The 16,656-nt window shown below is 37.7% G+C and carries 12 protein-coding genes; 11 read left to right on the top strand and 1 reads right to left on the bottom strand.

Annotated elements, in window-relative coordinates; genetic code table 11:
* Positions 1-13: 13 nt before the first annotated feature.
* From gatA to SCI76_RS12505, 11 genes are all read left to right on the top strand, one after another.
* Positions 14-1,471 carry an Asp-tRNA(Asn)/Glu-tRNA(Gln) amidotransferase subunit GatA gene (gene gatA, locus SCI76_RS12555; protein WP_407545232.1) on the top strand — a complete coding sequence of 486 codons (1,458 nt, stop codon included), beginning with the start codon at positions 14-16 and terminating at the stop codon, positions 1,469-1,471.
* 14 nt (positions 1,472-1,485) lie between these two features.
* Positions 1,486-2,916, top strand: coding sequence for an Asp-tRNA(Asn)/Glu-tRNA(Gln) amidotransferase subunit GatB (gatB, locus tag SCI76_RS12550; protein WP_013055057.1), 1,431 nt, complete (start codon positions 1,486-1,488; stop codon positions 2,914-2,916).
* A 234-nt stretch (positions 2,917-3,150) separates the two neighbouring features.
* A complete protein-coding gene (locus tag SCI76_RS12545; RefSeq protein ID WP_028410196.1) occupies positions 3,151-4,083 on the top strand; it encodes a diacylglycerol kinase in 933 nt (310 codons plus the stop codon).
* A 95-nt stretch (positions 4,084-4,178) separates the two neighbouring features.
* Positions 4,179-5,552, top strand: a complete 1,374-nt coding sequence (gene rlmD, locus SCI76_RS12540) for a 23S rRNA (uracil(1939)-C(5))-methyltransferase RlmD (RefSeq protein ID WP_047751760.1) — start codon at positions 4,179-4,181, stop codon at positions 5,550-5,552.
* A gap of 194 nt (positions 5,553-5,746) precedes the next feature.
* Positions 5,747-7,915: a S8 family serine peptidase gene (locus SCI76_RS12535; RefSeq protein WP_221818001.1), complete on the top strand. Its 2,169-nt coding sequence runs from the start codon at positions 5,747-5,749 to the stop codon at positions 7,913-7,915.
* Positions 7,916-7,999: 84 nt separating this feature from the next.
* The gene (locus tag SCI76_RS12530) at positions 8,000-8,647 is read left to right on the top strand and encodes a hypothetical protein (RefSeq protein WP_407545231.1); all 648 of its coding nucleotides are present in this window, start codon (positions 8,000-8,002) and stop codon (positions 8,645-8,647) included.
* 217 nt (positions 8,648-8,864) lie between these two features.
* A complete protein-coding gene (locus tag SCI76_RS12525) occupies positions 8,865-9,680 on the top strand; it encodes a YitT family protein (RefSeq protein ID WP_013055060.1) in 816 nt (271 codons plus the stop codon).
* 195 nt (positions 9,681-9,875) lie between these two features.
* Complete coding sequence (locus SCI76_RS12520; protein WP_048021527.1) at positions 9,876-12,614, top strand: GTPase domain-containing protein; 2,739 nt, start codon at positions 9,876-9,878, stop codon at positions 12,612-12,614.
* A gap of 13 nt (positions 12,615-12,627) precedes the next feature.
* Complete coding sequence (locus SCI76_RS12515; RefSeq protein WP_013055062.1) at positions 12,628-12,858, top strand: helix-turn-helix domain-containing protein; 231 nt, start codon at positions 12,628-12,630, stop codon at positions 12,856-12,858.
* A gap of 171 nt (positions 12,859-13,029) precedes the next feature.
* The gene (locus SCI76_RS12510) at positions 13,030-14,016 is read left to right on the top strand and encodes a BMP family ABC transporter substrate-binding protein (RefSeq protein WP_048021528.1); all 987 of its coding nucleotides are present in this window, start codon (positions 13,030-13,032) and stop codon (positions 14,014-14,016) included.
* A 23-nt stretch (positions 14,017-14,039) separates the two neighbouring features.
* The gene (locus SCI76_RS12505) at positions 14,040-15,845 is read left to right on the top strand and encodes an ATP-binding protein (protein ID WP_048021532.1); all 1,806 of its coding nucleotides are present in this window, start codon (positions 14,040-14,042) and stop codon (positions 15,843-15,845) included.
* A gap of 26 nt (positions 15,846-15,871) precedes the next feature.
* Here the strand turns inward: SCI76_RS12505 and map are convergent, their stop codons facing one another.
* Entirely contained in the window at positions 15,872-16,618 is a 747-nt protein-coding gene (gene map / locus SCI76_RS12500; protein WP_025752900.1) for a type I methionyl aminopeptidase, read from the bottom strand.
* Positions 16,619-16,656: the final 38 nt, after the last annotated feature.

Raw genomic sequence — 16,656 nt, 5'->3', positions numbered from 1 at the left:
AGGAGGCTTTACGATGTCTTTATTCAATCGTAAACTTTCAGAACTACATAGCCTTTTACACAAGAAAGAAGTACGTGTACAAGATTTAGTAGACGAATCATACAAACGTATTAATGAAGTAGATGATAAAGTAGGTGCGTTCTTAGCGCTTAATGAAGACAATGCTCGTGCTTATGCAAAAGAGCTAGATGAAGCATTACAAACAAAAGATGAATTTGGCCTATTATTTGGTATGCCGATCGGTGTAAAAGATAATATTGTCACAAAAGATTTACGTACAACTTGCTCTAGTAAAATTCTAGCAAACTTTGATCCGATTTATGATGCAACAGTTGTTCAAAAACTGCAGGCAGCTGAAGCGGTAACAATCGGTAAATTAAATATGGATGAATTCGCAATGGGTTCTTCAACTGAAAACTCAGGTCTTCAGTTAACGCGCAACCCATGGAATTTAGATTACGTACCGGGTGGATCTAGCGGTGGTTCAGCTGCAGCTGTAGCAGCAGGAGAAGTTCCGTTCTCTTTAGGTTCTGATACAGGTGGTTCAATTCGTCAGCCAGCTGCTTATTGCGGTGTTGTTGGATTAAAACCAACGTATGGTCGCGTATCTCGTTACGGATTAGTGGCATTTGCATCTTCTTTAGATCAAATCGGACCAATCACAAATTCTGTTGAAGATAATGCATACTTACTTCAAGCAATTTCAGGCGTAGACCCAATGGATTCTACTTCTGCTAATGTTGATGTACCGGATTATGTATCTGCTTTAACAGGTGACGTAAAAGGCCTTAAAATTGCTGTTCCAAAAGAATACTTAGGCGAAGGTGTGGGCGAAGAAGCTCGCCAGTCTGTTTTAGATGCACTAAAAGTGTTAGAAGGACTAGGCGCAACTTGGGAAGAAGTATCGCTTCCACACTCTAAATACGCATTAGCTACGTATTATCTATTATCTTCTTCTGAAGCGTCTGCTAACTTATCACGTTTTGACGGCGTTCGCTACGGATACCGTACAGATAATGCTGAGAACTTAATCGAAATGTACAAGCAGTCTCGAAGCGAAGGCTTTGGAAACGAAGTAAAACGCCGTATCATGCTTGGGACATTTGCGTTAAGCTCTGGTTATTATGATGCTTACTACAAAAAAGCACAGCAAGTACGTACGTTAATTAAGCAAGACTTTGAGTCTGTATTTGAAAACTATGACGTTATCATTGGACCAACTACACCAACTCCATCATTCAAAATTGGTGAGAAAACAGATGATCCATTAACAATGTATGCAAACGATATTTTAACAATCCCAGTAAACCTTGCTGGAGTACCTGGTATTTCTGTGCCTTGCGGCTTATCAAATGGATTGCCATTAGGGTTACAAATTATCGGTAAGCATTTCGACGAAAGCACAATCTATCGTGTTGCTCATGCATTCGAACAAGCAACTGAGCATCATAAAGCGAAACCAGCACTGTAAGGGGTGAGATAAAGATGAACTTTGAAACGATTATTGGTCTTGAAGTACACGTTGAGCTTAAGACAAAATCTAAAATTTTCTCAGCAAGTCCAAACGCATTTGGTGCGGCTCCAAATGCTAACACAAGTGTAATTGACTTAGGTTATCCTGGCGTACTACCTGTGTTAAACAAAGAAGCAGTTGATTTTGCAATGAAAGCGGCGCTTGCGCTAAACTGTGAAATCGCAACAGATACAAAGTTTGATCGTAAAAACTATTTCTATCCGGATAACCCAAAAGCTTATCAAATCTCTCAATTTGATAAACCAATTGGCGAGAACGGTTGGATTGAAGTAGAAGTTAAAGGTGAAACGAAGCGCATTCGTATCAACCGACTTCATTTAGAAGAAGATGCTGGTAAGTTAACGCATACAGGCGATGGCTATTCACTAGTAGACTTCAACCGTCAAGGTACACCTCTAATTGAGATTGTATCGGAAGCAGATATGCGTTCTCCTGAAGAAGCATATGCTTATTTAGAAAAACTAAAATCAATCATTCAATATACAGGCGTATCTGACTGTAAAATGGAAGAAGGTTCACTTCGCTGTGATGCCAATATTTCTTTACGTCCAGTTGGACAAGAAGAGTTTGGTACAAAAGCTGAGCTAAAGAACTTAAACTCATTTAACTATGTGCGCCGCGGTCTTGAACACGAAGAAATTCGTCAAGAAAAAGTGTTATTGTCTGGTGGCCTAATCGAGCAGGAAACACGCCGTTTTGATGAGTCTACGGGTGAAACAATTCTGATGCGTGTAAAAGAAGGATCTGACGACTACCGCTACTTCCCAGAGCCTGACTTATTAGAATTACACATCGACGAAGAGTGGAAAGAACGCGTTCGTGCTTCGATTCCTGAACTTCCAGATGCTCGTAAAAAGCGCTATGTAGAAGAGCTTGGCTTACCTGCTTATGATGCAATGGTATTAACGCTAACAAAAGAAATGTCTGATTTCTTTGAAGCAACACTTGCTGCAGGCGGAGATGCTAAGCTATCTTCTAACTGGTTAATGGGTGAAGTTTCTGCTTACTTAAACTCAAATCAAAAAGAACTTTCAGATGTAGCATTAACACCTGAAGGTCTAGCTGGTATGATTCAATTAATTCAAGAAGGTACAATTTCGTCTAAAATTGCGAAAAAAGTATTCAAAGAATTAATTGAAAATGGCGGAGATGCAAAGAAAATTGTAAAAGAAAAAGGTCTTGTACAAATTTCTGATGATGCAACTTTACGTAAATTCGTAACAGATGCATTAGATGCAAACCCTCAATCTATTGAAGATTTCAAAAACGGTAAGGATCGTGCAATCGGCTTCTTAGTTGGTCAAATTATGAAAGCTTCAAAAGGTCAAGCGAACCCACCGATGGTTAATAAAATTCTTTTAGAAGAAATTAATAAACGCTAAATTTGATAACTAAATGTGAGGTGGGTATCCATCTCACATTTATTATGAGTAAGGGCGATCGCGCTGAAGGTATGAATAAAAACCGAAACGTGAATATTGTATATCAAGGTTAATTTCTTTATAATATGTTTGTTCATGCCCCCTCTTGTTGATGATGTAATGTGAGGGGGCATTCTTTCACTGATAAAAGTAGGCAAAGATTTGTGACAAATTATCATTATTAGGATGATGAATATGAAAAGAGCGAGAATTATTTATAACCCGACATCGGGCCGTGAAATTTTTAAGAAAAACTTACCGGAAGTTTTGCAAAAGCTAGAGCAAGCAGGCTACGAAACATCTTGTCATGCTACAACTTGCGCTGGCGATGCAACAGAAGCTGCCAAAGTAGCAGTAGAGCGCCGCTTTGACGTTGTAATCGCAGCCGGTGGAGACGGTACCATCAATGAAGTCGTAAACGGTATTGCCGGACAAGACTATCGTCCGCAGCTAGGTATTATTCCTGTTGGAACAACCAATGACTTTGCTCGTGCCATTAATGTCCCGCGTACAATTGAAGGCGCTGTTGATGTTATTGTAGAAGGTGTAACGAAGCCAATTGATTTAGGCTGTGTAACAAACGACGGAGAAACGCATTACTTTGTAAATATCGCCGGGGGCGGCCGTTTAACTGAATTAACGTATGAAGTGCCAAGCAAGTTAAAAACAATGCTTGGACAGCTAGCTTACTATTTAAAAGGCATGGAAATGCTTCCTTCTATTAAACCAACATCCGTTGAAATTGAGTATGACGGAAAATTCTTTGGCGGCGAGATTATGTTCTTCCTCGTTTCCTTAACGAACTCAGTCGGCGGTTTTGAAAAGCTGGCACCAGACTCTTCTTTAGATGACGGCATGTTTGATTTAATTATTTTAAAGAAAGCAAATTTAGCTGAGTTTATTCGAATTGCGACACTTGCGCTGCGAGGAGAACATATCAATGATCCTCATATTATTTATACAAAAGCGAACCGTGTTAAAATTCATACGAATGATAAAATGCAGCTAAATCTAGATGGCGAGTACGGTGGGTTATTGCCTGGGGAATTTGTAAACTTATATCGCCATGTAGAAATCTTTGTTCCAAAAGCAACAGCTGAATTGATGGAAAAAAATGAGATCGCCTAATTGCGATCTTTTTTCATGCTTTCCTTTGTTTGGCTTTCGCTCTTATGGTACAATCAGTTCAGCATTTTCAAATGACTAAAAGGATGTAACGATAAATGGAAAAATTAAAACCACCTGTAGAAAAAAATGAATATATAGATGTTGCGTTTGAAGATTTAACGCATGACGGAGCGGGTGTAGCGAAAGTGAACGGATTTCCTATTTTCGTTCAAAATGCGCTGCCCGGCGAAAGCGGCCAAGTAAAAGTCATTAAAGTAAAAAAAGGCTATGCGTTTGGCAAGCTTATCAAGCACCATACAATTAGTGAGCAGCGTGTTGAAGCACCCTGTCCGGTATACAAGCAGTGCGGAGGCTGTCAGCTGCAGCATGTAAGCTATGAAGGACAGCTGCAATTTAAACAAAAGCAAGTAAAAGACGTCATGGCGCGAATTGGCCATTTACCTGACGTTCCGGTACATTCGACGCTAGGAATGAACGATCCTTGGCGCTATCGAAACAAAGCTCAAGTTCCCGTAGCAGAGCGAGAAGGCGGTTTGGTCGCTGGATTTTATCAGCAGCGAAGCCACGATATCATTAACATGGATGCCTGTTTGATTCAGCAGCAGGCAAATGATGATGTTGTTCAAGCTGTCAAATCAATCTGTGAAAAGCATGGGGTTTCTGCTTACCAAGAACAAAAGCATAAAGGCTCGCTTCGTCATATCATGGCGCGCTACGGACTTGTAACGGGTGAAATTATGGTTGTAATTGTGACTCGTACAGCTGAGTTGCCAAACAAAAAGCGTATTATAGAAGACATTATCGAAGCCGTGCCGAACGTGAAATCAATTGTTCAAAACGTCAACAGCAAGCGCACGAACGTCATTTTAGGGAACCAAACGAACGTACTTTGGGGAGAAGAATATATTTACGACTATATCGGCGACGTTAAATTTGCCATTTCAGCAAAATCATTCTATCAAGTAAACCCTGAGCAAACGAAAGTGCTTTATGACAAAGCGCTCGAGTATGCAGATTTAACAGGAGAAGAAACGGTCATTGACGCCTACTGTGGAATCGGAACAATCTCGTTATTTCTCGCTCAAAAAGCGAAAAAAGTATATGGCGTTGAAATCGTGCCTGAAGCGATTGAAGATGCAAAGCGCAACGCTGAGCTAAACGGTATTCACAACGCTGAATTTGAAGTAGGCGAAGCAGAGGTCGTCATTCCAAACTGGTACAAACAAGGCATTAAAGCGGACGTCATCGTCGTAGATCCGCCGCGAAAAGGATGCGACGAAGCCCTTTTAAATACCATCATCGAGATGAAGCCGAAAAAAGTTGTCTATGTTTCATGCGGACCAGCAACTCTTGCGCGTGATCTAGCTATTCTAGAAAAAGGCGGCTATGAGACGGTTGAAGTTCAGCCTGTTGATATGTTCCCGCATACGACGCATGTGGAGAATGTGGCGGTGCTTACATTAAAATAAGAGGATAAATACGTAGATCGCTATCAATGAAATGATAGCGATCTTTTATTTTCCTTATAAATAAAAGGTATAAGTAAACAATTTTATAGTTCTTTTGTCGTAAAATGTCTAAAATTAAATAGTTATATTTTCTTAAAATTCTGATATTATAGGTCTGTAGTATTATTTTTGGAATATTAATAAGGGGGGCCTATATGAAAAAGTCTTTAAGTGCTTTATTGGGAGTAAGTTTATTAGTATCTGGATTAACGCTAGGAGCGGAGTCAAGTTATGCAGAGTCAGGTACTTCTAATGTAAAAAAGGCTACGCAGCAGTTGAATCCTACTATCCAAATTCCTGCTAGTAAAGTGAAGGAAAAAGAAAAAAATTTATTTAGCAGCAGCTCTACAAAGGAAACTAGAAGAGGAAAGATAACTGAAGCGGATGCAAAAAGAGGATACATAAAAGACGAAATTATAGTTAAGTTTAAAACGAATAAGTCTCTTAGTAGTCTAGGAGATAAAACAAAGGTAAAAGGGTTAAAGTTAAATAAAACGTTAGATAAGAAACTAGGAATTCAAACGTTAAAGTTTGATACGAATGTATCAACTATGAAAGAAATCTTAAAAAGCTTAAATGCTTCCAACGCTGTGGAATATGCTGAACCTAACTATATTTATAAACCAGCCGCTGTTTCAGAGCCATATTATCAATATATGTGGGGATTGAAAAATACAGGTCAATATATAGATGGAGTGGCAGGAAAAAAAGGCATTGATATAAATGCTGAAAGTGCTTGGATGAAAACAAAAGGAAGCGCTAGCACTACAGTAGCTGTAATTGATACGGGAGTAGATATTTATCATCCAGATTTAAAGGATAATATTTGGAAAAATACTGGAGAGATTCCTGGTGACGGAGTAGATAATGATCATAATGGTTATGTAGACGATGTGAACGGCTGGAATTTTTATGATGGAAACGAAGATGTTTATTATGACGAAACAGAAGATGATCATGGTACTCATGTAGCTGGAACAATCGCCGCTAAGGAAAATTCAGTAGGTGTAATGGGTGTAGCACCTAACGTTAAAGTCATGCCTTTAAAATTTATTGGTCCCGATGGCGGTAGTACAGATGATGCCATTGCTGCAATCAATTATGCAAAATCAAAAGGTATTAAAATATCTAATAATTCGTGGGGAGGCGGACAGTACTCTCAGGCTTTATATGATGTTATTAAAAACTCAAACTCTACGTTTATAGCGGCGGCTGGAAACGATGGTGACAATATTGATTATTATGCCGCTTATCCAGCTGCTTTTGACTTACCTAATATCGTTTCTGTAGCAGCGGTAGATAACCAAGGTAATTTAGGCTACTTTTCGAATTATGGGAGTAAAAATGTAGATATAGCTGCACCGGGTGTTTCTATTTTGAGCACGCTTCCTGAGAATAGTTATGGCTATTTCAGTGGAACATCTATGGCAACTCCGCATGTAACGGGTGTAGCATCATTGGTTTTAGCAGCAAATCCATCTTTCAGTTCCGCACAGCTAAAAGATACATTGATGAAAAGTACCACAAAACTGTCATCTTTAACAGGAAAAGTTGCAAGCGGCGGTCTAGTTAACGCTGGATTAGCGGTATCAGCTGATATCGATGGAGAAATACCTGGAGTGTCTTTAAATGGAAATAGCATAAGTTCTACCTTGAACGCCTCCACGGATAAAGATGATGTATATTCAGTAAAGTTAACAAAAGGCGAAAAGTTTACAGTTTCGTTATCAGGAGCTGCGGGGACAGATTTCGATTTGTATTTGTATAATCAAAATGCAAAAACTGTAAACTCTAGCGATGGTATCGTAGCTTACTCAGAAAAGTTGAATACTTCAAGTGAAACTTTAACTTTTGTAGCATCAGCTGACGGAGTTTATTATTTAGATGTATACGCTTATAAAGGAAGCGGAAGCTATAAAGTAGATGTGAAGTACGGAGCAACTGCCGGGGTATACGAAGATACTAGTACAAATTTGGCTTATACAGGAAACTGGAGTAAAGTGTCAAACAGCAGTTCATCAGGAGGATCATACAAAGCTGTAAATGAAGCAAATGCTGGAATGCAGTTTGTATTTAATGGAACTGAGGTATCTTTAAATACGCTTAAGGATAATACCCAAGGGCAAGCAAAAGTAACGCTAGACGGCACCGCTTATTGGGTTGATTTGTACGCTGATAAGCCACAGTATAAAGCTACAGTGTTTAACAAAAAAGGATTAAAAGCAGGAAAACATACTCTCAAAGTTGAATGGTCTGGAAAAGTTCACCCTGGAGCTAAAAAGACTGTAACAAAAATTACGATAGATTCTATTACAGTTAAATAATAATCTAAATATGCTTGTTGAGTAAGGGCAGCTTTCATTTGAGGATGCTGCCTCTTTTTAAGTGAAAAAGAGGAGAAATATTTCATGGAAAAGCAATACTTTAATTTAATGTCATTCTTTAACGGTTATGTACGGAGCTATCGAAGAATGAATTTATCAAGTCTACATAACCGATCCATGTTCACAAAACGAGAAATTGATTATTTTGCTCATGTAGGGGAGCTGTTAGGTTTTGATGCCTTTATTGAAGACTCTAAGTTTGATTGCTTGAAAGGTCGTTCTAGACCAATGGATTTATCTTGGTGGAAATGGGATGCTCGATTTAATGATAAATACTTTTTGTATCTGGCCTTACACTTAGAACGAGAAAATGTTTGGGCAAAAGATGTCGACACCATTCAAAAGTTATTTTCACAAACGACAGAAGAATATATTCCTCATAATGTAATAGGAATTCAGTTCGTAGAGTCTTTTGAAAGGATAAAATATTTAAACGAATTGATTCTTCAAAAAAATGCTATTCAAAAGTCTAATGTTTTAATGATTTATCGATATTACGATGGTGAGATTAATTCAGAAAGAATTTATGCGTGCAGCTTTACTTCAAAAGGGATGAGTGAAGTAAGAAAAGCTATTTGTGCTCAAGATCAGACGGGATATTGGTTTATGGTATTTGAAGAAGAATATCAACAAGCTGGTTTTGATAATGAGAAAATTAGGATAGAAAAATGAATGAAAAAATTTTTCATATAGAAAGTTAACTGATTTGAATTTAAAGTGAAAGAGGAAACTGCTAAGTTTTTTTCTTTCGCTTTTTTACATTTGTCCACCCCACCAACACAGCAAATTTCTGAATATACTTTTTTTAAGGTTTTCAATATTTTAGGAATTATAATAAAGAAGCAATAAATGAAAACATTATATTTGTGGTAAGAGGTGAAGGGACATCATGTATAGAGCAATTGCTATTATAGCAGGTTCTGTGTTAATTGGATTTGCATACAATTGGTTTTTAATCCCCCATAAAGTGCTAAGCAGTGGTATTAGCGGTATTGCTATGATTATAGGAATTTTAACGCCTGCAAGCACGGGAACAATGAATTTTTTGTTGAATTTACCCCTTTTAATTATTGGTTTTATGAAGTTAGGAAAGCGGTTTGTCTTACATACGCTGCTGTCCGTTGTGGCTTTATCAATTGCTTTATACGTGATTCCCTTGAGAGCTGTTAGTACAGATCCTATTCTGTCAGCTGTTTTTGGAGGAGTTTTAACTGGAATTGGCGTAGGGTTTGTTTTTCGTCAATCGGCTTCGACAGGTGGATTTGATATTATTGCGATGCTTCTTACGCATAAAAAAGAATTTCCTCTTGGCGCTATATTATCAGCGATGAATGCCGTAGTTGTATTTGTTTCAGGTTTCTTTGTGAATTGGGACGCAGCTTTATATACGATGCTTTCGATTTTCGTCACAGGAAAAGTAGTGGATGCGATTCATACTCGCCACATTAAGCTCACGTTAACCATTATTACGAGAAAAGGCGAAGAAATGAAGCAGCAGCTTCTTACCAATTTAGTGCGCGGCGTGACGTTAATGAACGGTGAAGGAGCTTATTCAAGAGAAGACCGTAAAATATTAATGACGGTGATTTCACGCTATGAGCTTGCAAACCTCAAGCAGTTAATTCAATCGGTTGATCCTGAAGCTTTCGTAAATATTACAGAAACGGTAGAAGTAATGGGGCTGTTTCGACGGGATGCTTATTAATATATTTGTTATTTCAGCGCCGATTTATGATAAATAGCCATTTTTATAGTATAAAAGTTATAAAAAAAGCCTTAAGAGTAGTTCTTGAGGCTTTTTTTGCGTAAAATATGAGTAAGAAAATATCGTGTATGAAAAGTATAAAAAAGGGAATTTGATAGAGTACATAAAATATTGACATCAAAAAGGAGAGACTATATGACGGTAGAATATCAGTTAACGAAAAAGAAATATTACGAAACGTTTATGCAAGAAAATGAAAATCAGCCGCCTGTAAAAGTCCTTGGACAAGTTTATTACGAAGAGCAGCAAAAAGAGTGGTACGACTTATCGCTCATTCGCTTAGCTCAGGGAGAAGTGTACTTCCACAATCAAGATTTTGAATCCGCGATTTTTAAGTGGGAGAATGTAAATGGCGAGTTTAAGCTGTGGGCGAAGAAAAATACAGCCGACGCGCATTATGAATTGGGGTTGTCTACGCTCGCTGAAGAGCTTTACCTATCCATCGAAACGGATTCAAAAGTATTAAAAGCTGAAATAGCGCTCAAGCTGTTTTCGCTTTATACGGACCATAACAATATTGAACGAGCTTATGAAGTTATTAACGAGCTGGTTGCTTCTCAGCCGGATTATCCAAACGTCACGGCGATTGCGCGAAGATTTTATGAAGAGCAAGAAGACTTTAACAGCGCAGTAGAGCTTGCGGTAGATGAGTGTATTCGAACAGAATCGTTAAATTGGTTTGCGGTATTAAAGACTTACGTAGATAAAGGATATACAGCAAACTTTATCCCTAACTATTTTTATCAAGTGATGATTTCATTTTACAAAGTGGACCAAGTATATTTCAAACAGCTTGTCTCAGCTTTATGGAAACAATATAAGAGTCAGCCCCCTTATCTTGCTTGGATTAAAACTATCAATGATATTTTCTTGAATATTGAAGTGGGTCTCTATGATTATTGGCAAGAGATTTCAACTCTTTATCAAGAGACGTACACTGACTTAATGGAAAGTGATCATTCTGTAAAAGAATTGCATGAAGTCATTCCGAACGTATTAACAAACTGGCTTAAAATTACTAATAAGTCACGTGCGTTATTTCCGTCTGCGGCCGTGCTTTCATGGAATGAAAAGTTTCCGTCAACTATTGATACCATTACAATCGAAAATGCAGGCAGATTAATTTTTGAGGCGCGTAATGACATTGATGGTCTTGAATATCACTACAAGCTTTGCCATGGCATTATTAAATGGGCTAATGAAAATGGTTTAGAAGTGGGGCACACCTTTAAATGGTGGGTAGACTTTTTATTAGATGCTCATACGACACACTTATTAATTACAGGAACAAATGCTGCAACGTCTTCATTTGTGGGATCGATTACAGAAGAAAAGGTACTGCAAAATCACGAAACAACCTTTGTGTTCATTCATGATGAAGAAGAATCTATCCAGCAAATCGCTGATCAAGAAATCATTCCGATGGAAACGATTGACGGAGCGGAGCAATCTTCTCACCAAGCGCTTGTAGAAGTGAAAAAACCTTTTGCGTTCCTTGATACGCATAATTGTTCATGCATTGTTACGCCAAGCTTTACAGAACAAGAGGCGCGTGAGCAGGATGCATTTAAATATGCTCCTTTAGCAGATGGTTTACTGTTTGTGCTTGATGCAAAAGAATCGCTGCTTGATGAAGAAAGAGAATTATTGCTGGAGATTAAAGAATATGCGCCAAATACGCCAGTTCATTTTGTCATCAACAATATGGACAGTCTTTATAATCAAGCAACGATTGAGCGAATTACAAAAGAATTTGAAGCAAGCATTGGAGCGGATTTCCCGCAGGCTCATGTATTAGCCTATACGCCTCACTACGTATCGAGTCAGCACCACGGAGACTTGGCTCAGTTTATTAAAGCTAATTTCTATTACGATCCAAACGACGTTGGAGTAGAAGAGCGTGCGCGCAGACTGCTGTTCTTCATTCAAAATATGCTAAAGAGCTTAGTGGAAAAGAGAAATCACACAGAAAATCATTTGATTGAAAGTATTAAATGGAACGAAGATATGCTTGTGCGATTAAATGGCTTCTTGCATCGAGTGGATGACTTAGAACAAGAAAAAGCGAGTAGTATTGTTTCAGCTTATCATGGCATTAAAGAGGATATCAGCAAAAAGCTAAAAAATAAAATTCCTCGTTTACTCAAAAAGTCTTCAGAATTAGTGAAGGAAGACAGTGATTTTAGTACAGTTCATATTGAACTGAATAAACAAATGAATATGCGCGTGGAAGAGCACTTGCAGCAAGATGTTCTACCTAAGTTCCGCATTTCTTTAAAGGACTGGATTGCTACATCAAATGAAGAGCTGATTGCGAGTCAAGTAGATATTGAAGAAGTAGCAGAGTCATTAAATAAGATGTACAATGAGCAAAAATTAACGTTAGCCTGCGATTTTAAAGTGTTGGACGACTGGCGCCGCGACGTTAATCGTATGGCTAATCGGGTTCAGCTGGATGAAGAAAATATTTTACTTCGCGTTAATCCAACGCAGCTTTTGTTAAAAGGAGCAGGAAAACTGTTTTCTTCCATTCTTCAAAATCAAACGCTACTTTATAATCAATATAAAAAGTACATTGAAAGTCAAGACTATCAAGATATCACAGAATCTATGCTGGCAAAGTTTTTTATGCAATTTAATTTATTTGAGAAAAATTTAGAAGTTGATATTGAACTATTCTTTGAAAAGCCAAAAGAGGTTCTAAAAGAAACGATTGAAGAAACACAGGCACATATTAATGAAAATCAAGACGTATTAAGTCATATGAAAGCCAATCCTGAAGCTTACTATGATCCGTTAACATTATTTCAGCTTCGCTTGCGTCAGTATGAGTTAATGGTTAAAGCTACAGAAGAAGTACACTATAACGTCTAAAAGGTGGAGCAGGATGTATTTAACGATAAAAGAAGCAGCAGAGTATCTATCTTTTCCTGAAGAATATGTACAGAAATTGATTCAAGAAGGAAAAGTAAGGGCTATATTTGATGGTGAAAACTACTTATTAAATAAAGAGCAGTTTAACACCCATTTAGAGCAAATGGAAAAGTACAAAAAACAAATTGAAGAATACCTAAATGAGCCAATCCCTGAAGATATGGACGTAAAAGATGAAGATTGAAGGCCGAAGCAGAAAACAGATGTTTTCTGCTTTTTCTTTTGGAGTGAAAGTGTTAAAAAAGGTAAGATATGAAAGAAATGTCGAAAAAAGTTGGAATTTCGTTAAAGATGTAGTCTTTTTAGATGCTTTTTTTATATAATGAAAGTATGCTAAACAAAAAGGAGAAGGTTTATGCAACGATCAAGACAGTTAAGGCTGATTTTATTGCTTGCCCTGATTGTTGTCGCTTCGTTTTTAATTATTATTATTTCGAAAACACAAGGGATTATAAGTCAGCAAACGACAAAAAAAGTAGAAAACACAAGCGTTGCAATTCTCACCTCTGATGTACTGACAGATCAAAGCTGGGGCAGTCTGGCTTATAAAGGGAAAATCAACATCGAGCAGAAGTACCCCGTTTCGGCTCAAGTTATTAGCGAAGTAAATACGAACCAAAAAATGAAGGAAGCTGCTGAAAAAGTTATTCAAAATGGAACAAAAGTCGTAATTGGACATGGAAGAGAATTTTCTACCGTTTTTACAGAACTCGCTCCTAAGTATCCTCATGTTCATTTCGTCACCATTCACGGTACTTCACGTTATAAAAACCAAACTGTATATACATTTGATCAAACAAAAATAGAGTATCTGGCAGGCACGGCAGCTGCCATGAAGACACGAACGAAAAAAATTGGATTAATTGATGCATTTGAAGCACGCGAAAAAAATCCAGGGTTTGAAAAAGGCCTAAAAGCGTCTGATTCCTCAATTGCTTTTTATTATCGAGTGGTAAACAGCCGAGACGATGGAGCAAAAGCAGTAAAGCTGCTCCGTGAGTTAAAAGATGAAGGCATCGATATCGTCTATGCTAAAGGAAATTCATATAATCAAGAAGTTATTCAAGAAGCGAAAACACAAGGAATGTACGTAATAGGATATTTAGATGATCAGGCGTATATGGGGAGGTCTGTTATTTTAACAAGTGTGATAAATGATGTTCCTCAAGCTTACAACGCGATTATGAAGAACTATTTTAGTAAAAAGGGCCTTCCATCTGGAGAAGTCAAACTTGACGCCCGGGATGGTGTTTATAAGCTTGCGCCTTTTGGACCAATGTACAGTAAACAAGAAAAACAAATATTATATTCGAAAGTTAGAATGTCTACACAGCCGAAGTAACTATGAAAAAGAAAGAGATGATTATGAATCAATTATTTCGCAACATGTCATTCCGTAGCCAAATATTAACGATTCTTCTTTTGATTACATTCATGTTAAGCGGGTTCTCTTTAGTTTTAGTGCATGCCATTGATAAAATGAATCATGTAAGCAACGAAATTAAAGATGAAGATGTTCCTCAAATGGTATGGCTTTCTTATTGGGAAGAGCAGCTGAACATAAAAGAATACATTGTGAAAAATAATCTAAAGAACCCCACTGTCTCTTTGATAGAAGAATATCAATCATATGATACACGAGTTATTGAAGACAATGAAAAGTATAAGCAGCCTGTACCAAAATTGCTGATTCCATTAAAGGAAAAAATTGAGCTGCTGGATTTTAAGATTTCTAATAACGTGCAGGGACTACTGAAGTACGGAGATGTAGAGGGAGCACAAGAGTATCTTAAGGGAAATTATTTGCCGGATCTGCATCAGATAAAAAAAGATATTAATAGTTCAAAAGAAGAGACGGTTGATTCACTTGATACACTATCAGATACACTGTCTGTTATTATTAAAGATTCATTAATTTTACTATTGATTTTAACAGTAAGTGCTATTGTCGCTTCTCTTTATGTTTCGTATCGTATGAGTGCGAGCCTCACGAAACCAATTGAACAAATGATTGAAAAAGTAAATGACATTGCAGACGGAGAATACGGTCTTGTTCTTCAAGACACAAAGCAAATCGAGCTGAAGCAACTTTCGGCTTCTATCAATCAAATGTCGGTTAGTTTAGAAGATTCATTTTGGAAAATCATTAAAGATAAAGCATATCGCCAGCAGATCTTAAATTCACTGCCTGTTGGAATTATCACAATAGAAGATGAGACAAATAGTATATTTGCTAATACCTCAGCAAAACAGTTTTTAGATCTCGATGAAAAGGATATTTGCGGGTATATGAAGGAATGTCCTGAATATAATACTGAATTTTGGAGCATGTTGAATTCGGGAGAAATTCACGAAAATAAAAAAGTATTATTTGGAACGAAAGAGACGTGCTATTGCTTTTTAGCCTCTCAAACGCAGCTGTTTAATGAGAAGAACGAAAGCATTGGAAGGATTTTTTATTTCATTGATATATCGGATACCGAAGAATTAGAAAAGCGAATGCATCAGTCTGAGAAACTTGCCTTGGTTGGAGAAGTGGCAGCCGGAGCTGCTCATGAGATTCGTAATCCTCTTGCCGTGATTCATGGATTTATATCTCTTATGAATCAGTCTCTTTCTGATGAGGAGAAAAAGCGTTTTTACCTGCCTCTGCTTATGAAAGAGCTAGAGAGGATTAATTACATCATTGAAGAAATGCTGTTGTTATCAAAACCTGGGACTCCGGTGATGAAAAAAGTCAGCATGCAGGATATTATTAATGAGTTATTGCCTTTGATTACTCACTCAAGCAAATTTACAGAAAAAGATAAGCTTATTTTCGATGTGAAATTGCAGCCGCATGTATTAAAGGTAGATGAAAAACAAATCAAACAAGTTCTTCATAATTTAATTCGAAACAGTATGGAAGCCATGGATGGAGAAGGAGTCATTACAATCTACTCGCAGGTTCATGAAGATAGCTACTGTCTATACATTGAAGATACTGGAAAAGGTATTCCGGTTCATATGCAGCAGTCGCTGTACCAGCCTTTTTCCACTTCGAAGGATAGCGGCACAGGTCTTGGTCTGCCCATTGCTCAGCGTATTCTAGAAAGCCACGGAGGACAGATTAAATTATTATCTACTTCTTCCCGCGGCACAGTTTTTGTTATTAAATTTCCTCTACATTAAGAAAACAGCCTCAAAAGGGCTGTTTTTTAATGTGCTGTTAAAATAAGAGGACCGTTTTTCGTAATCGCAAGCGTATGTTCAAATTGAGCGGATAATTTACCGTCTGTTGTACGAGCAGTCCAACCGTTTTTATCCATTTTAGAATGCCATGTACCAGCGTTTACCATTGGCTCAATTGTAATAACCATACCTTCTTTTAAACGTGTACCTTTGCCAGCTTTTCCGTAGTGAAGAATTGTAGGCGCTTCGTGCATGGTATTTCCAATTCCATGTCCTGTGAAGTCGCGTACGACAGAGAATTTTTCGCCTTCTACATAGCTTTGAATAGCGTGGCCGATGTCACCTGTACGGTTTCCTGGCTGTGCTTGCTCGATTCCTTTTAAAAGCGCTTCGTATGTAACATCTACTAGACGCTGTGCTTCGTCTGAAATGTCTCCAACGGTATGAGTCCATGCGGAATCTGCTAAGCCTCCGTTTAAATTTACAACCATATCAATGGTTACAATATCCCCGTCTTTTAACGGTTTAGTTGTTGGGAAACCGTGGCAAATTTCATCATTTAAAGAAGCGCACGTTGCATATTGATATCCTTTGTATCCTTTTTGTTCCGGCGTTGCTCCGTGCTTTGCTAAGTACTCTTCAACAAATTTATCAATTTGCATTGTTGTTATGCCTGGTTTGATCATTTTAGCGATTTCTTTATGACAAGAAGCTAATAGTTTACCTGCTTCGTGCATTAAATTAATTTCGCGTTCACTTTTTAATGTGATCATTGTTGTTCACTCCTTTTTTGATGTAACTTTACGAAAAA

This window comes from Priestia sp. HNGD-A6 (assembly GCF_045784335.1).
Lineage (GTDB): Bacteria > Bacillota > Bacilli > Bacillales > Bacillaceae_H > Priestia > Priestia zanthoxyli.
The sequence above is the reverse complement of the archived record's forward strand: the minus strand, read 5'-3'. Positions and strand labels throughout refer to the sequence as shown.